Origin of the sequence: Aquimarina sp. RZ0 (genome assembly GCF_008370685.1) — a bacterium.
Taxonomy (GTDB): Bacteria; Bacteroidota; Bacteroidia; order Flavobacteriales; family Flavobacteriaceae; genus Aquimarina.
The window spans coordinates 1-24,865 of record NZ_VTZU01000073.1 but is presented as its reverse complement, the minus strand read 5'-3'; the positions used below and the strand labels follow the sequence as shown (position 1 = coordinate 24,865).

The window sequence follows — 24,865 nt, the reverse complement described above, 5'->3', positions numbered from 1 at the left end:
AAGGCTGTATATAATCATACAAGAAAAACGTATATAAAACATTCATTAGATCATAATAATCATGGTAATAGATACTATTTTACAAAAAATCAGCGCTGAACAAAAGTTTATGATCAGCGTAGTTATCGTAAATGCAGGTAACTATCTGTATAATTTATTGTTAGGGAGGATATTAGGTCCAGAAGAATTTGCAGATGCGGCATTGCTGATTACATTTTTATTGGTATTGTCATTTTTGGCAATGACATTTCAATTAACAGTAGCCAAATTTTCGGTGATATATGATCAGGATGTTTTTGTTAGTTTTATTAATAAGATGTATAAATATGCAGCCTTTGCCGGAGTAGCTTTGGGGATTCTTCTCATTTTGTTTTCTGAGAGTTTACAGGAAGTTTTTAATACCAAGTCATCTGATATGTTTATCATTTTTGGTATTGGAGTTCCTGTTTATTTCTTTATGAGTGTTAACAGAGGCGTATTTCAAGGGGGGAAGAAGTTTGATAAACTGGCAGTTACATACCAGGCAGAAATGTTAACCAGGTTGATGATTACACTGGTATTAATTTATGCGATTGGTGCTCAATTTTCAATCTTAATTGCATTAGGTATTGGTATTTCATTTGTTTTAGGACTTTTTCCATTTAGAACTAAAGATATATCCCTTTTTAAATCCTATACGCTACCACCCAATCAATCAAAATATGTAACTAAATTTTTTGTACTTACTGCGTTTTATGAATTGACTCAGATAATTATAAATAATAGTGATATTCTTATGGTGAAGCACTATTTTGAAACCTATGATGCCGGACTATATGCATCGCTGGCATTGATCGGAAGAGTTGTTTATTTTGTAGCCTGGATGTTTGTGATGTTGCTATTACCCAAAGTGGTGCAAAAACAAAAAGATGGAGAACCGCATACTGATATTCTTTTTAAGTATGTAGGATATATAGCATTATTATCTTCTTGTATTATTGCGAGTTGCTATATATTCCCAGAGTTTGTAATTAATAGTATGTTCGGATCAGAATATCTCAGTATGGCACCTTTATTATGGAAATATGCCATTGCTACTTCGTTATTTGCGATCTCTAATATTTTTGCATATTACTTCTTATCATTAGATCAGTACATTCCTGTGATATTATCAGCGTTACTAGGGATTTCGCAGGTAGTCCTTATTGTATATTTTCATGAAAACCTGACTCAGGTAGTATTGATGCAAATAGTTGCAATGGCAATCCTGTTAGTATTTCAAATCTTATATTTCCTGAAGAAAGAAATAATGAATAAAAGAGCAAAAATATAGTGCTTAGAATAGTTAATAAAACCAGAGATGATTACCAATGAACTACAGATTAAGGTGATTCATCGAGATCAAGATAAATACTATTCATATAATATAGATCTTTATAGTATTAGTAACCCAGTAAACCCACAATAGGATGGCATTACAAATAACAAATAACTACGGTATTCTAGAAATAGATGGAGATATAAAAGGGAACAATGTAAAATCTCTTAAAAAACATTTTGAATATTTATTACAAAATAAAGATCAGGTAATATTAAGTCTTGAGCGGGTCAAAAAAATAGATATCTCTGCGGTTGACCTACTTACCAGATTGCATAAAAAAGCTATGAGCTTAAACAAGGTTTTTTATATTATAGGTAAGAATAATGCAATCATAAATAAAGCATTCGGGAAGAATAGTTATGTTTTGAAAAATGATCATCTATGATAACATAGAGTAGGCATCATCATGAATTTTTAAATTAGAAATCAACAAGGAACACATGAAACTAGCAATTGTAACAGCATATCCTCCTAGCAAAGTAACATTAAATGAATATGCATATCATTTAGTAAAACATTTTAGGCAGCATCAGCAGATAACTGAGCTTATTTTGCTTACGGATACAACTCCTGATAAAGCTGATGTCAATTTTGAAGAAGATGGTTGTAAGGTTACCGTAAAACAATCCTGGAAGTTTAATTCTTATAGTAATAGTATTACTGTAATGAAAGCTGTAAATCAGACAAAACCGGATGCTATTTTATTTAACTTACAATTCATGAAGTTTGGCGATAAAAAAATAGTAGCAGCCCTAGGGTTATTATTGCCATTATTATGCAAAAGAAAAGGGATTCCTACCATTGCATTATTACATAATATTCTTGAACAGGTAGATCTGGAAAATGCAGGTTTTACCAGTAATAAAATCTTGCAAAAGATCTATAATTTTATCGGGACTACCCTGACCAGATTCATTCTTTCTGCGGATAAAGTAGCGGTTACCATCAGTAAATATGTAGATCTTTTAGAAGAAAAATATCTTGCCGATAATATTGTATTAATTCCTCACGGAACCTTTGAAATTCCAGAAAAACCTTCTTATGAGGTTTCTGAAGAAGTCCTAAAGGTAATGACCTTTGGCAAATTTGGGACCTATAAAAAAGTAGAAGTGATGATAGAAGCAGTAGAGATAGTTAGAAAAAAAACCCACAAAAATATAGAAATCGTAATTGCAGGAACAGACAACCCGAACGTTTTGGGATATCTGGATACTGTAAAAGAAAATTATAAACACGTAGAGCAGATAACTTTTACTGGATATGTAGCAGAAGAAGATGTTCCCGTTATTTTTAAAGAAAGTGCTATGGTTGTGTTTCCATATACATCCACTACAGGAAGTTCTGGAGTCTTACATCAGGCAGGTAGCTATGGTAAAGCTGTAGTTATGCCGGATCTGGGAGATCTTAGTATTTTAGTCGAAGAAGAAGGATACAGAGGTGAGTTTTTTACTCCTGATAATGTAGAAAGTCTGGCAAATGCGATCGAAAAAATAGTCATGAATCCTGAATATAGAATCGAATTGGGAGAAGCAAATTATCAAGCAGCAACAGCATTACCCATGAGCAAAATAACAGCCTTGTATCTAGAAACTTTTGAAACCATCAGAAAAGAAAAAATAGAAGGGTTAGAATATGCCTGAAAATAGTAATCTGGACTGAGAAATCACTTGGCTGTAATAAACGCAAAAGCCTTTTTCTTTTTACCATCCTTATCAATAAATCCAAAATGCTTTTGTTGGTGCTTACGCCAGGGCAGTTTGCCTACTACAGCGGTAGGTACTTCTGTAAAATCATATAAGGTCCAGGACATATAATGCAGTTTTCGGGTTGCTAGTAATTTTTGAAAATCTCTATAATAAGAGGCCTGATCCTCTTCTGAAGTCCCAAAAGGACTCCATAAACCTTTATTAGACGATATTCCAAACTCCTGTAAAAGAACAGGCTTATTTGTATTAGAAAGTAACTTGTCATATACATCTATAAAGTCATCAATACTTCTATAATAATGAAAGGATAAAAAATCCATTTCTTCTGATAGTAGCTGCATGGATTCAGGGTCAGACCAGCCAATGGTGATTAAGTGATTAGGATCAAAACTGCGTATCTGATTGCACATTTCCTTTAGCCAGGATAATACACGGTCTTTTCCCCTGTTTTGAAAATCCAGATTAGGCTCATTTTTTAGATCCCAGGCTAGTATAGCATCATGATCTTTGAACCTACTTACAATTTGCTCAGCATGACGATGAGTTAATGTCCAGTCTAAGATCGAATAATCACCATAAAAATCAAATAAAGTTACTACAACCTGTAAATCTTCTTGTGATGCCAGGTCTAAAACATTTTTGAGTTTTGTCAGTTTGTTGTGTAATACAGTTGCTTTTCCAAAATCTTCATATTGTATAAATATCCTGATCGTATTTAATCCTGCATTTTTTATGATTTCAAAATCTTTGGCAATCACATTAATATCAAAATGATCTCCAAACATATCCCAGGGGGACTTTTGTGGATAGTAGTTGATTCCTTTAATATGAAATGATTCTCCATTTACTATAAGTTTATCATCAACGACGACTGCTTTTTTGTTTGATGTTATGCTATCCTGCAACGGGATATACCTTTCTTTTACCATATGTCGGATCTTCCAAAATCCATCTTCCAGAAGCATCATAATTTTATATGAAGCGTGGGTTTCTGCTTCGAATACCAGGTTTTCTTCTTTATAAATTTTTTGATATTCTCTTACATCTTTATCCGTAAAAACAACTAATTGTCCGTCAGCACTATAAAAATCTAAATACGTAGTATGTTTTGTTGTGGTACCATCTATATGATATTTTTTGAATGTATTGTTGTCAATAGTTTTGTAAAGGTTTTTGCGAGCGCTTTGCGTATAAAAGTCATTAATCCCAAAGGAATCATTAGTTTTATATGCAACTTGTTTTACGTACCAGGCATCAAGGTAATTTTGTTGTATGTCGGATAATGTTTGAGCTTCCATAGGTCTTCCCGGGTTCAATGTATCTTTCCAAACGATTTTTGGTAGATATACCTGTTGACTCTTTTTGGTCAAGTGTAACATTGAAGTACGATCAGCTCCTGTATTGAGAAATAAAAATAGTTGACTAATCCCATAAATAATGCCTCCATTGAGTACCAAAAAAGAGAGAATTAGTGAGGCTCTGTATATGTTTTTATTTGGGTTTACCATAGTTCTATATCTTTAAATTCTTTTAGTATCCCCAGACCTTCAATTACAAGCGTATACTTGTCATTAGGGAAAAAATTATTTTCTAAACTAAACACAACATATCCTTGAGAAGAAGTCTTTATTTTGGTTTCCAAAAGAATATCATCTTTGAATATTTTTAATTTCAAAACTGCTCCATCGGGTAAAATTTGTTTCATAAAACTGGATAAAGGGCCTATGATGATTTTTCGATTATTATTTTCTAATACTATTTTGTAGTCATTCAAAACAGGTTTATACGCTACATTGATAGTCGTACTCTTTGCCATGCCAATAATATATGCAGTAACACTCCAGAGTTCAGTTTTATCAGGGTGTAGCATTTTTCCTGTAGCAATTCCATTGATGGTAGTTCCATACGTCTTGAGTAATAGTCCGGATGAATTGGTAATAGAAAACTCTACCAAAGTACCATCGACGACTATATTATTAAATTGATCTCTGATTACGGATGTAGTAAAATTAGAAATTTGATTTCCATCTGCATACTCGTGTTTGCGATGGCAACTTATCTCGAAATCCTCTGCCTGTGCAGGAAATACTTTTATTGTATATTCTTTAGAATTCGTGTTTTGAGCTTCTGAAGACACTAAAATTCTTCCAGACTGCTCATAAGAAAATATATTTTTCCACCCTATAAAAGAGTCACTAAGGTAGCGGTCTTCTTTTTCGATATCCAAAAACTGGTGTCGTATGAATATTTCTGTACTATCAGCGACAGGATTGTCATAGACATCTGCAGGAACAACTACGAGCATTGCATAATCCAATCCTCCAGCGACAATACTTGGTGGTCCCAGATAGGATTCCATATGTGTCTTTGTAGTCTTATTAGCAAGAATCTCAAGTTGAGATCTGTATATTTTTTTGCTTTTGTAGATCAATGTATATTCTACAATTCCTCTTTTAGTACTCATATATTCGGGGAGCTTAAAAGTAGCTTCCTCATTTTTGATTTCTGCATCAACTATAGTAGCTCCATAAGAGGTATGGCAGAACAATTGGGTGGGTACCTGCTTATTTAATCTAAAATTTAATGCAATGGTATCTCCCGCAATAAAGAGGTTCTTTTCAGGGAATTTGTGAATCGTTACAGAATCATCATCTGCTACAGTCACCAAGCTGAATCCTATGCTTGACAAAAGCGTAAAAAGAATGATGAACATAAGTATTCCCTTTTTTTGATTCATGAATGTTTTTAATTGGGAGCTCCTAAATAATTATTAATCTCTATTTTTATATAAGCATACCCTTTTCCTGTTACAGGGATTAATTGATCAGTCTCGTGAGAGAATTCTCTTTCTTGTACTACTTTGTTTGCGATCTCCTTATTGGGTAATCCATTAATAAAAATATTTTCCATCGTATCATTTATAATTTTCAATTCAGAGATTTCTGATAATTTGTATTCAAAAAACTGTTTTCGCTGTTGCCGTATTCCTTCTCTAAGAAATTGGTGATCTACCCAAATCAATTTTTTCTCTTCAGTATAGTACGATATCAAAAGTTGAGGTATGGTTACTTCCTGCACTCCAGTATTAAAAACAACTCCTTTTATAATTCCATTATGTATGGCGATTTCCTGAATTGCAACTCCTTTGTATAAGTCAACATTTGCTACATTTCCAGCACATTGTAGATTAAATGTTTTGGGCTGTTCTTCAAAATTTATTGTTGTAAACTCATCCGGATTAAATGTAGTAGGTCCTTTTTCCTTATTATCAATCCATGCAATACCTTCAAAATTAATTCTAAAACTAGTGATCTCTTTTGGCATTAATTTGTGTTTCATCTGATGCTTGGCATTATAGGTAGCTAACTCTTTGTTATTTTTATTATAAAGAGTTCCGTTTATAACTACATCAGCTGGTACGTTATCTACGTTTTGTAGCACTCCTACAATGGTGTATATGGAGTCTAATTGAACGATTTTTGCGTGCAGAACTTCTAAAACAGGTTGTTTTAATACGTCTTCATGATGTGTTTGTTCTGAGGTAATTCTCCGCCTACCGTGGTTAAAATATGAAGTGGTATTCTCTACATACAATTGATCTGGTGGAATATCATGATCATAGTCAGAGGTTTTTAGATACCATTTATTGAATCGTTTGACAAGCTCGTGATAGTATGTTTTATCAATTTTTTCCAGAGGTGTTATCCAAAATGTGTTTGCTTTAATTCTTGCAGTGCTATCAGTAGCAATCAGTATGTCTAACTGGATTTGATCTAGCTTGGCATAAGAACTTAATATGCCATCAGTAACAGAAAACTCTAGCATGAATTGATCCAGTGTTTTAGTTCCTTGAGGATCCAGGTAAGAATAGGCTTTCTCGAATTCTTTAAAATCAATCGAGTCATAATATGCAGTGACTACATTTTCAGGACTGATATGATCCGCATTTTTTATATAAAAAAGATACCCGCCATACCCGAAAATTGGAAAAAGGATAAGAATCCATAAAAAAGATACCTTGACTACAGCAGGGCTGAAAAATTCATATTGTTGTTTGAATTTTGAAACTATTACGGTATTTATTTCTCTGGATCTTAGGATTCTGATCCATAACATCTGGATATTTAGGAAGAAAGCTACTACAACAGTAAGTACTGGAATGATTCCCCACATTAATCGCTGATATAAAGGAATATCATCTTTGGGTAATATCGTGGATAAAGGAGGGATATTTAATCTCTCCCATACCATAACTCCGTTTTCTAATTGTCTTAATCGCTGCCAGCCACAGAAGTACAAAATAGGATCATAAAACTTATCGTTAGAAAATACGTATTTAAGATTATATTTCTCTGGAACTGTAAGAAACTGTTGCAAGGAACCAATTCCTTCAATCCCTCGATATTTAGAATTCTCCAGACGTTCTACAGCTCTGGTTGTTAATTCTGGCAATCTTCTTGCAGAGTGATAGTTGCCATCCACTGTCATTGCCTTTGTTTGCGCTGATAACCACGCCATCTGATCTCCAAAACCTAATGGTAAATACCGCCAATGATCATGTTGATCTTGTTTTAAAAAGTTGAGAATAGGTAGCATTTTTAACTTTTGAGGCTGAGAAGGCCTGAAATACCCTAAACTCATCGTAAAAATAGCCACAAAAAGAAAGATACCCGCTAGCCCAGCGCCCAATAATCGATGGAATAATTTACCTGATTTATGCTGTATAAAGTCTCTTAGATCTCCTACAGAAAAGCGATATACGAATTCACCAAAAATAGGTATTGCCATAATAGATGCCCAAAGAGTAAACCTATCCAGGGTTAGAATATTAAAGGCATTATCACCTAATATCATTTTGGGAATTGGAGTAGTGCCTCCAGTACCAAGAATTGTTAGCAATGTAAATGATAAGCCATAAAATAAATAACGCTTACTAAAAAAGCGATACCATATATACGGAAGTATACATAGTAGAGTTCCCCAGGGAATTAAAAAAAAGACCAGCCCTGATGAGGTAACTTCTAGAAAATTATCTCTGGATCCATGAGGAATGGGAACCTGAGTTATTGGATTATTCTTTGTATTGATCCAATATGGCAGTATACAAAATATAATAAGTAAGAGAGACCCGCCACCAAAGGTTATGATTCTTTTTAACAAAGAAAGTAAGGTTTTAAAAAAAACAAAAAATGTAACTTTATCAGGAGGATTTACTCTTTCTTTAGATACGTCCATTACAACCATTCCAATTAAAGGAAAAATAAAGAATACCATTCCAAAAATTGGAGTTACGTGATGTGATGTTACGGTAACAGCTAATAAGCTTAAGGCTGTTAATAAGTACCGATACCGACCTGTTTTAATCCAAAGATAAATTTCTGGCATGGCGTGCATTAATACAGAAACACCTATAATACTGGGTAGTTGTCCAAAAATATGAAGTGTTTCTAGAAAAGAAGAAGAAAATACTGCCAGAACAGTTGCATAACCCGCTACGGTTTTATTAGAAGTAAGAAGTAAAGAAAATCGATATACTCCGGTTATAAATAATACGACCCCAATAATGGCAACAGTAAATAATCCAAATTTTAGTCCGCCGATATAGGAAAACAACGCTATACTTTGATGTACCAATGGTGGATATCCCATAACAGTGAATCCTGTATACCAACTATAATTCCAGGGTTCGAACCAACTAGTGGCATAGTGATTCCCAAAAAACAGATGAATTAAGGCATCATATGTAGATTCTAATGTAAAAAATATACAGGTACCATGAAAAACTACCCCAATGAGCAATGCATTGACTAAATATTTATTGATTCTTTTTGTTACGGTATCCAACTTAGCCTTTTTATGAACTTCACTAAAATAAGATGAAAGTTAAAAATCTCCTAGAATATAGGGAAATTTCATTCCTCAATATACAACAAAGGTTTTAATATCGATGAATGGTAAATCTATCGATAAAAACCATTCAGCGATAGCAATATTCTAGTCAGCGAATAACATCATTTTCGGGTGCTAATCCATACTACTTTTGGACTATAACCCAAAATAAAATAAGATGAAAACTGGAATAATCATACCTTGCTATAATGAAGAAAAGAGATTGAATGTTACTGCATTTTTAGACTTTATTCAGACCGAAAATGAGTTTCACCTATGTTTTGTTAATGACGGTAGTAAAGATAATACTATAGCAGTTTTAAAAGAAATTCAGGAAACCAACCCTTATAAGATAAGTGTCATCGATGTTAAAAAAAATGCAGGAAAAGCAGCTGCAGTAAGAGCAGGAGCCAGGTACCTTCATAGCAGAGGAGATATAGAGTTTATAGGATTTATAGATGCTGACCTTTCTACAGATTTTAAAGATTTTAACGGATTATTAAAAACGTTGAAAACAAATGGAAGGCTAAGTATGGTTTTTGGTTCCAGAGCAAAAAATGCATCAAAAGGGATTGAGAAAAATGCTATGAGAGCCTTATTTTCTAAAATAGTAAAGCTATTGGTCTTTTTTATCCTAAGATTACCCATAGAGGATACACAATGTGGCGCAAAAGTTTTTAGAGCAAATATAGTTCCGGTACTTTTTAATCAGACTTTTTTTAGTAGATGGTTGTTTGATGTAGAAATGTTTTTAAGAATGAAGAAATATTTTGGGAAAAGCGAAATTTCACAAAAAATATACGAACAACCTTTAGAGCGATGGGTACATATGGAAGATTCTAAATTGGGGATAAAAGATTCATTAGAAATACCATATAGATTAGTGTCTATTTGGTTTAACTATAGTGTTTTTCAGAATATAAACAATATAACTACTGATAAGGTTTACGAGCCGATTGTAGAAGTTTATGGTACGCCAACAATTGCTTTGGCTGCATAATTACAAGTATTCTACTAGAAGTAGATTCCTGAGATGCATAGCCATAATAATTGATTTTAGAACTAATATATAATAAACGTATAATAACCTGTAGTAAAATACAGGTTATTTTTTATAGCTCAGAAAGGTTAGTTTGTTTTGAAAATTAAATTACTTATCGTTCTACATTATAGGCGTAGCGTCTTGTGTTTAGCAAAATAATATCTTCGCAAGAATGTAAACTGATTGTTTTATCTAGTAAAGAATACTGTCTGCGAGTTACATTTTTTAATCTTCTTTTGATCGATTTTATAGTTTTCATAATGATTATTTTTTTTGATTGATGAAGTTTTACTCGATGATCGAGATTTAAATGCCTCGTGTGCTTGCCCCGAGGTAGTTCACTTACTATTATCTATAGCGCCTTTTAGAATTCCAGATATTTCCCTTGGTTTCCTTTAATTTTTTGGTAATCTGATTATTGTCTAAAGTTCTCATGATTTTTTATTTTTTTAAATTAATTGTATAAAGTGTTTTTTGTTAGGACGAATAAATTATCTATACCGTCTTTTAGAATTCCAGATATTTCCTTTGGTTTCCTTTAGTTTTCTTGTGATTTGATTGTTGTCTAAAGTTCTCATTGTATATGTTTTTTAAAATTGATATATACCTACAAGACGTATGGACTTGAATTTTGTTACAGTACTATGTATAAAAAGGTACTATTTTAACTGTTTTTAACAATATAGAACGATAAAATCATTGTTTTTTAAGGCTTTACCGGATGTTTTAGATTTAAATGCTCAGAGGCCAACTTCTAATTCGGAATGTTTTTTTCAAATAAAAGCTTCATATTCTTGCTTGATGTAGTTTTCTTTATGGTGCGTTTTTTCTTATTTCAGAACTGAATCGGTTATTAAAATTGTGCTGATTAGGTCTGGCATCAGATTTTAGGAAAATAATAAGATACTATTATGAAGATATAAGCAGTTGTTTTTTGCAAGATTTTTAATTAGTCATACCTTTGAGTAATTAATCGCTATTAATTGAGCTTACTAATGAGAATTGAACAAATATACACCGGTTGCCTGTCTCAAGGCACATATTATATAGAGAGTGGAGGAGAAGTAGCAATTATTGATCCACTAAGAGAAATTAAGCCTTATATAGAAAAAGTAACAGAAGATAAAGCTGTTGTTAAATACATATTTGAAACTCACTTCCATGCAGATTTTGTAAGCGGTCATATTACGCTTTCCAAAGAAACTGGAGCGCCTATTATATATGGCCCGCAGGCACAAACTTCTTTTAATGCGATTATCGCAGAAGATGGTCAGGAATTTAAGCTGGGTGCTATCACAATTGTAGCGCTTCATACACCTGGGCATACGTTAGAGAGTACAAGCTATTTGTTAAAAGATGCACAAGGCAAAAATCATGCAATTTTTAGTGGAGATACCTTGTTTTTGGGAGATGTTGGGAGACCCGATCTATCTCAAAAAGCAGCAAATATGACTCAGGATCAATTAGCAGGGATGTTATATGATAGTTTACGAAACAAAATCATGCCTCTGCAAGATGATGTGATTGTATACCCTGCACACGGAGCTGGTTCTGCGTGTGGTAAGAATATGAGTAAAGAAACAATCGGTACACTTGGGATTCAAAAGCAAACAAATTATGCTTTGAGAGCAGATATGACCAAAGAAGAATTTGTGAAAGAAGTAACCGAAGGTTTGATGCCACCACCGTCTTATTTTCCTCTAAATGTAAAAATGAATAAAGAAGGATATGAAGATATTCAGAAAGTTTTGAATCAGGGAACTCGAAAGCTTTCACCTGCAGAATTCGAAATTCTGGCAAATGAGACAGGAGCAGTTATCTTAGATGTGCGACATCAAAGCGAATTTATCCAAGGACATATTCCACGCTCTATTTTTATTGGCTTGGATGGGAGTTTTGCACCTTGGGTAGGATCACTGATAGGTGATGTTCTACAGCCTATATTGCTGGTAACACCAGACGGTAGAGAAGAAGAAACGGTAACTAGACTTTCCAGAGTGGGATTCGATAATACGTTGGGATGTCTGGATGGAGGTTTTAAAACCTGGGAGCAGGATAATAGGGTATATGATATCTTGACATCTATTACAGCAGAAACTTTTAAAAATAGACTTACCAGAAATGTTCAGATTTTTGATGTAAGAAAAGAAATAGAATATGCAGCAGCACATATTATAAATGCTCATAATACACCGCTGGATTTTATTAATAAGCATTTTACAGAATTCCCAGAAGAAGAAACTTTTTATGTGCATTGTGCAGGAGGGTATCGTTCTGTAATTGCCGCCTCTATCCTAAAAAGTAGAGGCATACATAATGTTGTAGACATCGCTGGAGGTTTTAAGGATATCAAGGCTGTAGGAGTTAGTATTACGAATTAGTAAGATATAGCTGTCATTTTTGATACTATATAGATAGGATTAGCGTTTTATTAATTGTTTTAACAAAGTTTTATTTCAAAAAGGTTATTTTGTAACCTGTAAACCTACTTAGCCCATTTGAATTACTTTTATTTATACGTAGTACTCTTTCAGGAACAGCCAGAACCTGGGATTCCAAAATCTCTTGGGATTCTTTTGTTTATAGGTATAGTTTCTATATGTATATATTATGTATCCAGATATTTAGAAACGATTTATGTGAAATTTTACAAGAAACCTTTTTTTGTACATTTTTACCCTATTATCAAAAGATTACCTCCACAATTACGGTCTTTGTTAGAAACCAATAGCCTTTATACTCATTTGGATAAAAAAAGAAAACGTTATTTTGAACATCGCGTTGTAAAATTTTTGGCAACTACAAAATTTGTCGGTAGAGAAGGTTTGGTGGTTGATGATGACAAACGTATGCAAATTACGATGATGGTTATCCAATTAACCTTTGGGATGCGCAATTATTTGTTGGAGTATGTAAATACTATAATCTTATATCCTTCTTCCTATTATTCAATTCTTAATAAAACACAAAATAATGGAGAGTTTAATCCCAGATCCAGGGCATTAGTCTTATCCTGGGAACATTTTACTATTGGTAATCAGCATCAGGAAGATGGAATAAATCTTGGAATACACGAAATAACACATGCAATTCATTACAGCGCGTTAAAAAGCAATAATATAAGCTCCGAAATTTTTTATGATACTTTTTTAGAACTAGAACAATACTTGTCTTCTGTGGATCTTCGTAATAAAATTATCGAAACCAAGATCCTTAGAGAATATGCCTTTACTGATAAATTTGAATTTATAGCCGTGCTGGTCGAGGTTTTTATGGAGTCTCCAGACAAGCTCAAGGAGCAATTTCCTAATATATATGGGTATGTAGAGCAGATGTTAAATTTTAGATATTTTGAATAAAAAATAAGGGATATTAGATTATATTTATCTCACCAAACAATATTAAATAGGAACATGGAAGAATTTCATCAAGTAGCACCAGTGGTAAGTTCACTCACCGATGACAAAAGAGTAGCTTTTTATAAAAAAACATATACACACCTAGCGATGGCAGTACTGCTATTTGTGATTGTAGAATGGGTGTTTTTTCGGATAGAACCTTTAGTAAATTTTGCCTTTTCTATGACACAGGGATGGAGATGGTTGATTATGCTGGGTGGTTTTATGCTAGTTACTAATTATGCCGAAAAAATGGCACATAAGAATCATAATATTAATCAACAATATTTGGGACTTCTTCTGTATGTAATAGCCGAAGCTTTTATTTTTATTCCTTTGATAGGGATGGCAATGATAATTTCTGAAAATGCGGTCACAGGAGAGACTAATATTTTATATCAAGCAGTAATCTTAACGCTGTCATTGTTTACAGGCTTATCGGCAGTGGTGTTAATAACCAAAAAAGATTTCTCTTTTCTTAAATCAATGCTTACTATCGGTTTTTTTATTGCGATTGGATTGATTATAGCAGGAATGATTTTTGGATTTGATTTAGGACTTTGGTTTAGTGCCGGAATGGTGATTTTGGCTTCTGGTTCGATATTATATCAGACTTCTAATATGGTGCATAAATATTCAGAAGATCAGTATGTTGGAGCGTCATTAGGATTATTCGCGTCTCTAATGCTATTATTCTGGTATATACTTAGTATACTATCTAGTGATTAGGAAAAAAAGATTTTATAATTAAAAATTAAAAAAAGGCAAGTCTTATACGATTTGTGATTAAAAAATTCGTATAAATTCATTGAATTATTTTTTCTTTATGCAAGGCAAAAAAAACAAGCATAGCTATAGCTACGGTTTATTTTTTAAACGAAGTAGAAAGGAAAAAGAAACGATGAATATGCGAAATTTTTAATTATAAATCGTATTATTACAGACTTGCCTTTTTTCTTTGGATAAAACATGTTATTGAATCACCAACTGTTTTATAAAAGTTTTTGTTCCTGTTTCTATATGGACTATATAATTTCCCGAAGATAATTTTGAAGTATCTATGATAATTTCTCTATTATATTTAAAGGTATCTTCTAAAACTATTTGACCAATTGAGTTTGATATTTTAATAGATATAATTTTAGTAGTCATTATATTGCTTATGGCAAGTTGTACTGTATTATTTAATGGATTTGGGTATAAAATAATAGAAGGATCAATACTATTTACTTTTTTTTTGATCGGCTGATTTGGGAGTGGTTTCCCTTCTTCGATGGTATAAAATTGATTTATACGTAGGTTAGTGAATGTATCTATCGTTGCAGAAGGCCAATAGACAGTTAATTTTTCGATGCGATTGGCGTTTCCCAAGCCAAAATGTACTCGCAAGCTATTATGTCCCATAAAAGTATTAGAGGCAGAAATTTCTCTTTTCTGAATGATCGTTTTACCATTAATTCTTGCTTTTACTTCCAATCTGGCTCCCAATCCAGCTTTATTAGATGAGGTGCCAGTCAATTTGATATTCACAAAATGATTCTTACTAGTGAGATCATTCCTAAAAAGACCTTTTATACCAAGACCTACTACAAAGAAATCCAGATCACCATCATTATCATAATCACCTATAGTGACCCCTGTAGAACTACCAGAGGTAGCAGCATTAATAAGATTAGAACCACTTTCTGTAAAAGTGCCATTTCCGTTATTGATAAAATATCCACTACCCGTTGTGCTCGAGGCTGTAATAATAAGATCCAGATCACCATCGTTATCAAAGTCTCCCCAAGCATTGGACAAGTTACTGGTATTATTTTGTGTGAATGGAGTATTGGTTTTTATATAGGTACCATTATTATTTACATAAAACTTGTTTTCTGTTCCGGAATAATTAGTTAAGCAAATATCCAGATCGCCATCGTTATCATAATCAATAGCATTGTAGCACTGCCCATCCTGAAGTTCTTCTGCAAACGAAAGCTCTGTACTTGTTAACTTTTGGAATCCTTCATTTCCAGTCTCAACCTGTAAATTTTTATAGATGAAATCAGGAGCAATTCCTGTAGGACCAGCCGCAGGACCGCTTGCAATAAACAGGTCAGTATCTCCATCAGCATCGTAGTCTACCCAATTAGAAACAGTATAGGGAGCAAGTTTGGTAAGAAATTCATAATCTTCTACTACTTCTGTAAACGTACCATCACTGTTTCCTCTATATAAACGATTCGGAAAATGATTATTAGCACCAAGAAACAAATCCGCAAAGGTGAGAATAAAATCGAGATTACTATCATTATTGTAATCACACCATTGTACACTCCAGGTTGCAGAATTAATAGTGTTTAAAATAGTATTCTTCTCAATAAACTTACCAGCACCATTATTACTATACATTCTTGTTTGTAGGGTGGCGGGAGTACTAAATCGCGAGTAAATTAAATCCAAATCGCCATCGTTTTCATAATCTGCCCAGCTACAACTGTTTAGTGATGTTGCTGCTGGTATTACTATACCTGTATCCGCTATTTCAAAATTTCCACTACCAAGATTTCTATAGATAGATCCGGCATAAAATAAATCTAACAAATTGTCATTATCAATGTCTGTCCAGGCTGTGCCAAAATAAGTGCCGGAAATAGTAGGTTCAGAAACAATAGGGTTAATGGAATCTTTTACTAACGTGAAATTTTGCGAAAAGAGCGTGAACGTCAGAAAATAACAAAAAAACAATAGAAGTGTTCTCATATGATTGCGTTTTAAGATTTATAAAAGAAGCGGTTTAAACTTTTTTTCAATTCGCCAAAAAATGCTCTTTTTGACTCAATTTTCGGCTTTTTCTTAGTTCGTTGCGCCGCTATGACGTGCCAAAACATTTTAACTGATCAAAAAAGTTTAAATCACTTCAAAATCAAAATTCTGTAAAACCAGATGAGAAGTGGTTTATAATTATAATTTTTTACCACTTTTAGGGATCTTGTACCTGTAGATATTTTCTTTTATAGGCTGATGGAGTGCAATGATGCTTATTTTTGAAAGCATTGTTAAACGTAGCTTTGTTATTAAAACCTACTTCATAATATATTGTTTTGATGCTGGGAGATGTATGCTCCCGCAATAATTTTTCTGCTTCCTGCAATCGATATTCATTGATGAATTGATTAAAATTTTTATGCGCCTTTTCGTTAATTATTTTAGACAGTGTATGGCTGGAAAACCCCACTTCATCTGCTAGTTGTACTAATCTAAGGTTATTATTCAGATAGGATTTGTTGGTCGTAATATGATTTAAAAGTTTAGTATAGAATTCTTCTGTAGTTTTATCAGTGAATGCTGGATGACCTGTTTCCTTAATGAATAAATGGGATAATAATTCTCCATTAAAAATAGAAGGTTCTTTATAGACCATAAATCCGATTGCATACATACCAATAGACATAGAAAAAGAAATGGCATAATCCCAATGAATGCTAAAAAAAGAAAATTTCACTAATATGTAATAACTTATATATGCCAGTGAAAAAACAGAAAATAGATGTAAGAGAAGGGTAGTCCATTTTTTTCTGGTAGCTTCATATTCGGATTTTTTTTCACTTTTATGAAATGCAATAAAGTCTTTTACAGTAATAAAATAAATGATAAAAGATAAAGCAGGTAGCCATGGATTGTTTACAACGCTCAAAAAATGCAAGAAAAATTCATCGGTATACATTTCTTTATTTTGAAGCCCTTGTGTTTTTATATAGTATATCCCATTCATAAAAAAACACACTAAAGATGGGAGAAAATGATACCACTGTGCTCTAAAAGTATGGTTGTAAAATCGGGTAATATAGCGATATAGTAGTGGGCCAAATACAAGATACCAACTCGTATCAAAAAAATACAAATATGGATATACCGAACGAAAACCAGTCCAGATCAATACATAATATAATAAGACAAAAGAAAACCCCAGAATTAGCAGTATAATAGGAAGATTATTCTTTCTGCCATTTTTATGAATGCATAGTACAATACTTAAAAAAAAACCAAAAGAACTTACCAATAAAAATATAGAAGTCCAGGTATCAAAAGATGGAATTAGATTTTGTTGCATCTTTAGGTTTTATTAAGTAAGTACTAACTTTTTTGACTTTGAACTCATCTAGAGTAATGCTTTGATCTACAAAATTTACATTTTGCACGCTAATTTTGTTGTTTTTTTAACCGTAAGGCTATGCTGAAAAAAATCTACTTCATTATAGCACAAAAGCCAAACTTTTCTGTTAAAAACCACTACTCAAGATGAGTTCTTTTAAAAATATGGTTTAAAAAAGAAAAACATTGAATTGTTTACAAAATAATAAAAAAACAAACATATCTCATGTAGAACTCATTTTGAGTTTTTCTATTTCCAAAAAAATGACTAAAATTCGTCTATATTTCGTTACTTTTTTTGCCTGTAGTGCTACTATAGATTATAAAAAGTGTCTCATCTGGTCAAATTTCAACTCATTTTCGGTTAAAAATGAAGAGCCAAGATGAGTTCACTTTGAAGTATAAACGAAAAAAGAACACATTTAATAGGTAATTTCAAAGGTTTCTCACCAGCACTATTATTGTATTGTTATCCTGAAGAAATACTACTGTGTTTCTGATATTTTTTTTAGGAATTGCTAAAAGATCTTTTGGTAATTATTTTAGTTTTTTAGCAACGATATTTTTTATAATCGTTTTTGCGTGTATTCTGGAATTCTCGATAAACCAAACATGCGTATCCATACCGCCACAAATAACACCAGCCAGATATAGGTTCTCTACATTTGACTCCATGGTTTCATTATTGTATTGCGGGTATAGCTTCTCATCATCAGAAAGTTGAACCCCGATACTCCTAAGAAAAGAAAAATTTGGCATATATCCGGTGAGCGCCAATACATAGTCATTGTCTAATGTTACTTCACCTTTTGTCGTGTTTAGTAGAATTTTATCGGGTAAAATTTCTTTTACTGTTGTGTTAAAAAACACATTGATTTCTCCTGCTTTGATTCTGTTTTCGATATCAGGTTTTACCCAGTATTTCACTCTTTTTCCTATTTCCGGTCCTCTTACAATAAGTGTTACGTCAGCACCTTTTCTATAACATTCTAATGCGGCATCCACTGCAGAGTTACTGGCGCCGACAACTACCAGTTTTTGCTTTGCAAAAAAATGAGGATCTCTATAATAATGTGACACTTTGCGGAGCTCTTCTCCTGGGACATTCATTAGTTTTGGCAGGTCATAAAAACCAGTTGCTACAATTATATATGAAGCAGTATATCTGTTTTTTTCTGTAACTGCCTGAAATGTTGTATCCTTTTTTTTTATAGAAATAACTTTTTCAAAGAGATGGATATGAATGTTATTAGAGGTTACAATTCTTCGGTAATACTCTAACGCTTCATTTCTTTTAGGTTTTACTTCGTTACTAATAAACGGAATCTCATCTATTTCTAGTTTTTCTGATGAAGAGAAAAACTGCATGTTTTGCGGATAGTTATATAATGAATTGGTGATCGGTCCTTTTTCTATAATTAGGTACTCAATACCTTTTTTCTTTGCTTCCAGAGCACAGGCGATTCCTATAGGACCGCCTCCAATGATGATAAGATCCTTGTGTGTCATTAAGAAAGCAGCTCTTTTAATTCTATAATGGTCTGTGTTGGGTTTTTACTTTTAAAAACATAGCTACCTGCAACCAGTACATCCGCTCCGGCATCGACTAATTGTTGAGCATTTTTATTAGTGACACCACCATCAATTTCGATCATGGTATGTGCATTATTGCGAATGATTATTTCTTTAAGCTGTTTTATCTTTTTATACGTATTTTCTATAAATGATTGCCCTCCAAATCCCGGGTTTACACTCATAATACATACTAAATCAATATCCTTAATAGTATCTTCAAGGAGACTTACATTTGTGTGAGGATTGATCGCAACTCCTGCCTTCATTCCTTCGTCTTTAATAGCTTGCAGCGTTCTGTGAAGATGGGTGCATGCTTCATAGTGTACCGTCAGAATATTACTTCCTAAATCGGCAAACGTTTTGATATACCGATCCGGGTCGATAATCATTAAGTGTACATCGATAGTTTTTGTGGCATGGTTTACAATATCTCTTAATACAGGCATCCCAAAAGAAATATTAGGAACAAATACGCCATCCATAATATCAATATGAAACCAGTCTGCCTGACTATTGTTAATCATTTCTACATCACGTTGTAGATTTGCAAAATCTGCTGCTAATACCGAAGGAGCAATCAATGTAGGTGTCATAAAATTGTGTTGTTTTGGGCAAAAGTAACACTTAAGTTTTATATATCAGATCAAGTAAGCTTCATAAATTTGTGAGTAAGGTAAGAGATATTATTAAAAACCTTAGGGTTACGTGATTTTTCGTGCTCTAAATAGTCGTGTAATGCCGAATAGTTATGGTGCTGGTCAGAAACAACCATAAAGGCAGTATCATAGTTAGTAAATGAAGATTTGGTTATTTCTCGATCAAATATCATAATCATACTATGATGTCTGGAGTCCAGTTTTATTTTTTCGAACATAATACTAACTTCTTTTTTTTCTCCTTCAAGTACCTGAAAAAAATTTCCATCAGAATACATTAAAACCCCTGTGAAGTTTTGATGGCGGTTGTTTTGTTTTACAAAATCTAATAACTCTTGTATTTCTGCATCACTTAATTCTGGATTGGTAGTGCTGACGTAGCAGAGTATTCGATGCATAACTTTTTGGTTTGGTGTATGTTAAATGTACAAAATAGTTTGAGAATATTTTGCGAAAATGAAAACTAAATTATAGGATATTTCCCTTTTTTATTTCAAAAAATAAATACAAAACTTATGGAAATTCAACACTAACACCTGACAGAATACAAGTGTAAGTTCTATTCTGTATATTGCTTTATTAGTGTATTATGAGCTTTAAGATCTCTGATATCAGTAGGAATTAAAGACTCATATTTTTTTTGAATCTATTTATAAGAACTTCGTTGAAATTTTTAGTGTGTGGTTTTAAAAATCATCCTAAGATTGGTTGTTGCCAGTGAAGTGTTTTTTGTAGTTCGCAGCAGTGTTACGAAGTAAGAAAAAACTGAAAATTGAGTCAAAAAGAGCATTTTTATAATGAATTTAAAAAACCTTCTTGCAGGCTTGTACGTTCGTACTTTTTCAGCCCAGCATTTTATTTCATTACCAGGCTTTTATAAGTATTAGATTCCATAGAGAAATCAGCAGTACCAATCGATTTATAACCTTGTCTTTTATAAAAAGCTATTGCTCTTGCATTATAAACATACACCTCAAGATTAAATTTTTTATATCCATTTTCTAGCACCTCTTTTTCTGCTTTATTCATAAGCCTGAATCCAATTCCTTTTCTGTAAAATCTTTCCAAAACATACAATTTACTTAATTCGGGAACAGGTACCTTTCTAATTGGGCAAGTGCTATTGTAAATAATTTCAGCAACTCCAATTGGATTTCTATTTTAATAAGCAATTATCAATCGACCTGGATTTTCCTTTATTATTTTCTCGATATACTCAGTAGAGAGTCTTTTTGTAATAAAATTCGCAAATTCAAAAGTTACTCCGTCAACTGCATACGTCTGAATATAAACTGTTTTGAGTAAAACAGAAATTCTTAGTGAATCTGACAGTTTGGCTTTTCCAAATGAAATTTCGTTCATCTTTTATTTCAGATTGTTATTGATTTTCTAGCTGTAGATAACGGTCTCATATATTAGAAGTAGCGGGTTTCTATTCACGCACCTTAAGCTTTATACTGACCTTTTGTTTTACGTTTATACTTGCTCTTACTTATTAGGACACATTTTTGTGTTTTCGTGCTTTTTTATTTATTTAATGAATAAGAAAAGTAAACGACTTTTTCTTCTTCTGAAGGATTCGTTTTTCTATAAAATTCAATGGCTTGTTTATCGACCTTCTCTGCTTGAACAAACATATCTTCAAAGCCATTCATCTTATATAGAATTTTTACTTCTTCTATCAATTTTTTTCCTATTCCTTGTCTTTGATACTTCGCAGCCACTGCCAAGTCATAGATGTAGGCGAGTGCTTTTTCAGAATAATATTGCTCCAAAATATATATTGTTAACCCTCCTACAACTTTATTGTCCTTAAAAGCAACAAATACATCAAAATTATTCTGATTGAAAAGACGTTGAAGGTGCTTGGTGTCAGGAATTGAGAAATTCTCCATCTCGAAAACCTCTTCAAACAATTTAACAAGGTCAACAAAACTATTCAAGTCTCCTTCTTCAAGTCTTTTAATATTTACGGATTCTTCGTTACTCATTTTTAGACCGTTCGTTTTTTATCTCAGCTTCCGAATAAAAATAAACGGGAGTGCTACTATGATTGATTTTTCTTTTCCAGTAAATTAAAACAGCAACTGGTTCTAGAAGAGATTATCTAAGCAGATAGAGGTTTTATTTTACGGATTTACCACATTGATATACTGGTGTTTAAATGGTAGCTTGCAATTTAAATTTAATATATGTCTTTTAAAGCTACTCTTTTTATATTTGATAAAGAATATCCCTTGCTGAAATTAGATTACAACTTAGCGCAACCTGTAGATTATTCAGGGCGTCCACAAGGCAGGACTTCGGGAGGAAAGATTTACACGACCTTTGCCGCTACCAAAGATGATTCAGGTATTTATGAAGCAATGTTTTCACCGGATCAGATGGTCCAGGGATATATCAGAGTATATAGACGAGATGGGATGCAAAAAGATTTTGATATCAAATTCGCTAATACTTTTGTTATCAATGCGAACACTCGTTTTAATCACGATGGCACGGTAAATTTGTTGATGGATGTAGAATTTAGTGCTTTGATTATGAAAATCAGGAATTCTATTTATGAGTCTACGGTAAATCCCAGCAATCCATTTATAGAAAACAATGTAACACCCACCGTTAGAGAAGAGAAGGAATCGATAAGAGTATCAAATGTAAAAGGACCATTCGATGAGGCAGGTAATAAAGTTAAGTATATCAGCCCAATACACAAGTATTATTATCATGTTACTTTAAAAAATTACGAAGAAGGAGATGATTTAGATCAAGTACAGTGGTCTGTAACCTATGATGATCAGGAAATAAGTATGAATGAAAACCTTACGACTGGAGGCGATTATGAAGATGGTATATTAAAAACAGCTATCAAAATAAGTAAAGGCAAACAGTCTGCTACTATATATGCTCACACAGGAAATCCGAATAGTAATTTATCTACAACAGTAACTTATAAACAGGTAATCACCTTTTTTATTGGCGGTGCAGGAGATAAAGCGTCTTTTTATGGATCAGGAGTAACAGGAATTATGAAAGATGTTGAATCAAGTTTTAATGTCAAAATAGGTTTTTTACAATATCAATCTAAATATTTAGGTTATAATCAAGTAAAAGGGGAAAAGGATATAAAAAATAATGTATTAGACCTAATTTTTAACAAAGATGGAACACAAATAAATATTGTAGGTCACAGTTTAGGTGGTTGGAATGGCGCGCATTTATCTAATATTTTATCTAATAAAGGATATATAGTAAATACTTTGATTACTTTAGACCCTGTTGGAGAAGGGGGAGGGGTAACAATTATTTCAGATATACACACACTATTTCCATCTCCTAAAGCCGACTTCTGGGTTAATATTCATACAGATCCTAAAGATTATAGAGCCGATGATTTAATCGCTGATCTCGGAGGACAATGGATACCAAGAAAAAATAAACCACACGTGAATCATATTATAAAATGTAATCATGGTAAAGCAAAAGAAATGTTTAATGAAATATTGGCAAAGAAAACAATTTCAGCATCAAGTATTTTATCATCAGCCATATCTAAATTTTTAGAAAAAAGATTATGAAAAAAATATTAATAAGAACAGTAATATTTTTAATTGTTTTTATAACGAATCTTTCTTTCATTTCTTGTTTTAGAGATAACGATATCCCTAAGGCAGATCTTGAATTTATAGAATTTAAAAAATCAAATACGAAGAATGACAGAGTAGATATTTACAAACTAAAATTCTCATCAAGCATAGCAATAAGTGATAAAGTTTTTGAAAAAGCAGATTTTCCACATTTAACTTGTTTATTAACTAATAAAGCTGACTTTGAAATAAAAGATATTGATAATGCTGAAATTCGGTTAATGGGTTATTTTAAAAGCAAAAGTACTTATGAAGATGTTGATAGTCTTAGAAATGATGAGACTTTAAATAAAATTAAAAAATTTGAATACGAACTTGATGTTTTATTTTATAATGATACAAAATCTGATAATAAGTACTCTTCAAAAGAAGATATCAAGAAGAGTCTTTCAGATGTATCTTGTATTCCGTGTAAATTAGAACAAAGGTTTTTTATGGAAACTTATAAATTCTACTTATCAAACTCTATGTGCGTTCCTGCAGAAGATATCTTAAAAACTATAAATTAGAGCGATTGATCATAATACTAGAAAATATTTCTGGAAACACCAATGGGATATTATGTAATCTGAAGTTTCTAAATTTTATTCAGAATGAAAATAATATTCTTAATAACGTGTTTATCAATCAGTATTTTTTTAAATGCACAAAAAATACTCAAACCAGCGGTTAAAATTCCTATTAGCAAAATAGAAAGTACAATCAAGAATGGGAACTATTCCTTTTCTTCAAAAATAACTGAAAAAGAATTACAAGGTTCATATGAAGTCTTTTTAGATAAAGTCAGTTTTTCAGATACACCAATACTTCTCGATTCAAAGTATATAGTAGATAAAGGTTCTTTTCATAAAGGCTACAAAACAGGACTCTTGAAAACCACTTACAAAGGCAAACTAGTCAAAACCGAAAACTGGAATAACGGGCTTATTCTAGGAAAATACAAAGTATACGATACTGACGGAAACATTCTTTATCAAACTAGCTTTGGATCAAAAGGTATCAGTAAATACAAAGACTATTATTACAAAACAGGAGTTCTAAAAGAGGAAGGTACTTATGAAAACGGTAAGAAGCAAGGTGAATGGTGTGATTATGATAAAAAAGGTATGCTGAAAAAAACAATTAAATATATAGATGGGGAAGAGGTTTCTAAATGAAAAAGCCCTATTTATTTATGAAGTGCTAGTTCATTCCATTATTCAAATAATATGAAACTTCAGTATTGATTTTGATTTTTGGAATGGAAGGTATAAAGGCAATGATACTATCCGTATTAAGTCTTTAGGACTTTGTTTTATATTGTTAGGATACCATACTTTCTGAGCCTACGGGAGAGTGTAAATATAACCTTGTCTGAATACTAAATTTTTAATTTATACATTATTCAGATAAGATGACAAAGACAGAACAGCAAGAATTAGAAAAGAAAGCTCTAGAACAGTTTATGACTGGCAAGAG

The 24,865-nt window shown here is 32.5% G+C and carries 22 protein-coding genes; 10 read left to right on the top strand and 12 right to left on the bottom strand.

Features of this window, described 5'->3' with window-relative positions; translation table 11 throughout:
* The first annotated feature begins 109 nt into the window (after window positions 1-109).
* The 3 genes from F0000_RS21775 to F0000_RS21765 all read left to right on the top strand — a co-directional run bounded on the left by F0000_RS21775 (window position 110) and on the right by F0000_RS21765 (window position 3,000).
* Window positions 110-1,312 carry an oligosaccharide flippase family protein gene (locus tag F0000_RS21775; RefSeq protein WP_255452845.1) on the top strand — a complete coding sequence of 401 codons (1,203 nt, stop codon included), beginning with the start codon at window positions 110-112 and terminating at the stop codon, window positions 1,310-1,312.
* 136 nt (window positions 1,313-1,448) lie between these two features.
* The gene (locus F0000_RS21770; protein WP_149626839.1) at window positions 1,449-1,745 is read left to right on the top strand and encodes an STAS domain-containing protein; all 297 of its coding nucleotides are present in this window, start codon (window positions 1,449-1,451) and stop codon (window positions 1,743-1,745) included.
* Between the two features lie 55 nt (window positions 1,746-1,800).
* Window positions 1,801-3,000: a glycosyltransferase gene (locus tag F0000_RS21765; RefSeq protein ID WP_149626838.1), complete on the top strand. Its 1,200-nt coding sequence runs from the start codon at window positions 1,801-1,803 to the stop codon at window positions 2,998-3,000.
* Window positions 3,001-3,023: 23 nt separating this feature from the next.
* On the opposite strand, the gene F0000_RS21760 is transcribed toward F0000_RS21765, so the two are convergent.
* Genes F0000_RS21760 through F0000_RS21750 form a run of 3 tightly spaced genes read right to left on the bottom strand, consistent with a single transcriptional unit; the run spans window position 3,024 to window position 8,910 of the window.
* Window positions 3,024-4,574, bottom strand: a complete 1,551-nt coding sequence (locus F0000_RS21760; RefSeq protein ID WP_149626837.1) for a cellulase family glycosylhydrolase — start codon at window positions 4,572-4,574, stop codon at window positions 3,024-3,026.
* Window positions 4,568-5,803, bottom strand: a complete 1,236-nt coding sequence (locus tag F0000_RS21755; RefSeq protein WP_255452844.1) for a hypothetical protein — start codon at window positions 5,801-5,803, stop codon at window positions 4,568-4,570. The genes F0000_RS21760 and F0000_RS21755 overlap by 7 nt, the downstream gene beginning before the upstream one ends.
* Before the next feature lie 8 nt (window positions 5,804-5,811).
* Window positions 5,812-8,910, bottom strand: coding sequence for a hypothetical protein (locus tag F0000_RS21750; RefSeq protein ID WP_149626836.1), 3,099 nt, complete (start codon window positions 8,908-8,910; stop codon window positions 5,812-5,814).
* 223 nt (window positions 8,911-9,133) lie between these two features.
* Here F0000_RS21750 and F0000_RS21745 point away from each other — a divergent pair, with 223 nt between their 5' ends.
* Window positions 9,134-9,955, top strand: a complete 822-nt coding sequence (locus F0000_RS21745; RefSeq protein WP_149626835.1) for a dolichyl-phosphate beta-glucosyltransferase — start codon at window positions 9,134-9,136, stop codon at window positions 9,953-9,955.
* Between the two features lie 154 nt (window positions 9,956-10,109).
* On the opposite strand, the gene F0000_RS27900 is transcribed toward F0000_RS21745, so the two are convergent.
* Window positions 10,110-10,256 (bottom strand): hypothetical protein, encoded by a 147-nt coding sequence (locus F0000_RS27900; RefSeq protein ID WP_188112218.1) that lies wholly within the window; start codon window positions 10,254-10,256, stop codon window positions 10,110-10,112.
* 736 nt (window positions 10,257-10,992) lie between these two features.
* Here F0000_RS27900 and F0000_RS21740 point away from each other — a divergent pair.
* From F0000_RS21740 to F0000_RS21730, 3 genes are all read left to right on the top strand, one after another.
* Entirely contained in the window at window positions 10,993-12,378 is a 1,386-nt protein-coding gene (locus F0000_RS21740) for a rhodanese-like domain-containing protein (protein ID WP_149626834.1), read from the top strand.
* Between the two features lie 117 nt (window positions 12,379-12,495).
* Entirely contained in the window at window positions 12,496-13,356 is an 861-nt protein-coding gene (locus F0000_RS21735; RefSeq protein ID WP_149626833.1) for a zinc-dependent peptidase, read from the top strand.
* Window positions 13,357-13,410: 54 nt separating this feature from the next.
* Window positions 13,411-14,124 (top strand): Bax inhibitor-1 family protein, encoded by a 714-nt coding sequence (locus F0000_RS21730; RefSeq protein ID WP_149626832.1) that lies wholly within the window; start codon window positions 13,411-13,413, stop codon window positions 14,122-14,124.
* Window positions 14,125-14,367: 243 nt separating this feature from the next.
* Here F0000_RS21730 and F0000_RS21725 read toward each other — a convergent pair whose 3' ends face one another.
* The 8 genes from F0000_RS21725 to F0000_RS21690 form a co-directional block, all read right to left on the bottom strand.
* Window positions 14,368-16,140 carry an FG-GAP-like repeat-containing protein gene (locus tag F0000_RS21725; protein ID WP_149626831.1) on the bottom strand — a complete coding sequence of 591 codons (1,773 nt, stop codon included), beginning with the start codon at window positions 16,138-16,140 and terminating at the stop codon, window positions 14,368-14,370.
* Between the two features lie 220 nt (window positions 16,141-16,360).
* Window positions 16,361-17,491 carry a helix-turn-helix domain-containing protein gene (locus F0000_RS21720; protein ID WP_149626830.1) on the bottom strand — a complete coding sequence of 377 codons (1,131 nt, stop codon included), beginning with the start codon at window positions 17,489-17,491 and terminating at the stop codon, window positions 16,361-16,363.
* Between the two features lie 578 nt (window positions 17,492-18,069).
* The gene (locus F0000_RS21715; RefSeq protein ID WP_149626829.1) at window positions 18,070-19,041 is read right to left on the bottom strand and encodes a YpdA family putative bacillithiol disulfide reductase; all 972 of its coding nucleotides are present in this window, start codon (window positions 19,039-19,041) and stop codon (window positions 18,070-18,072) included.
* Entirely contained in the window at window positions 19,041-19,700 is a 660-nt protein-coding gene (rpe, locus tag F0000_RS21710) for a ribulose-phosphate 3-epimerase (protein ID WP_149626828.1), read from the bottom strand. The genes F0000_RS21715 and rpe overlap by 1 nt, the downstream gene beginning before the upstream one ends.
* A 50-nt stretch (window positions 19,701-19,750) precedes the next feature.
* Window positions 19,751-20,161 (bottom strand): BLUF domain-containing protein, encoded by a 411-nt coding sequence (locus F0000_RS21705; protein WP_149626827.1) that lies wholly within the window; start codon window positions 20,159-20,161, stop codon window positions 19,751-19,753.
* 457 nt (window positions 20,162-20,618) lie between these two features.
* Complete coding sequence (locus tag F0000_RS21700; RefSeq protein WP_149626826.1) at window positions 20,619-20,912, bottom strand: N-acetyltransferase; 294 nt, start codon at window positions 20,910-20,912, stop codon at window positions 20,619-20,621.
* A 12-nt stretch (window positions 20,913-20,924) separates the two neighbouring features.
* A complete protein-coding gene (locus F0000_RS21695) occupies window positions 20,925-21,125 on the bottom strand; it encodes a hypothetical protein (protein WP_149626825.1) in 201 nt (66 codons plus the stop codon).
* A 164-nt stretch (window positions 21,126-21,289) separates the two neighbouring features.
* A complete protein-coding gene (locus tag F0000_RS21690) occupies window positions 21,290-21,754 on the bottom strand; it encodes a GNAT family N-acetyltransferase (RefSeq protein WP_149626824.1) in 465 nt (154 codons plus the stop codon).
* Between the two features lie 201 nt (window positions 21,755-21,955).
* Between F0000_RS21690 and tssD the strand changes: the two genes are divergently transcribed.
* From tssD to F0000_RS21675, 3 genes are all read left to right on the top strand, one after another.
* Complete coding sequence (gene tssD / locus F0000_RS21685) at window positions 21,956-23,338, top strand: type VI secretion system tube protein TssD (RefSeq protein WP_149626823.1); 1,383 nt, start codon at window positions 21,956-21,958, stop codon at window positions 23,336-23,338.
* Complete coding sequence (locus F0000_RS21680; RefSeq protein WP_149626822.1) at window positions 23,335-23,916, top strand: hypothetical protein; 582 nt, start codon at window positions 23,335-23,337, stop codon at window positions 23,914-23,916. Before tssD ends, F0000_RS21680 begins: the two co-directional genes overlap by 4 nt.
* A gap of 84 nt (window positions 23,917-24,000) precedes the next feature.
* Window positions 24,001-24,564, top strand: coding sequence for a toxin-antitoxin system YwqK family antitoxin (locus tag F0000_RS21675; RefSeq protein WP_149626821.1), 564 nt, complete (start codon window positions 24,001-24,003; stop codon window positions 24,562-24,564).
* Window positions 24,565-24,865 lie beyond the last annotated feature (301 nt).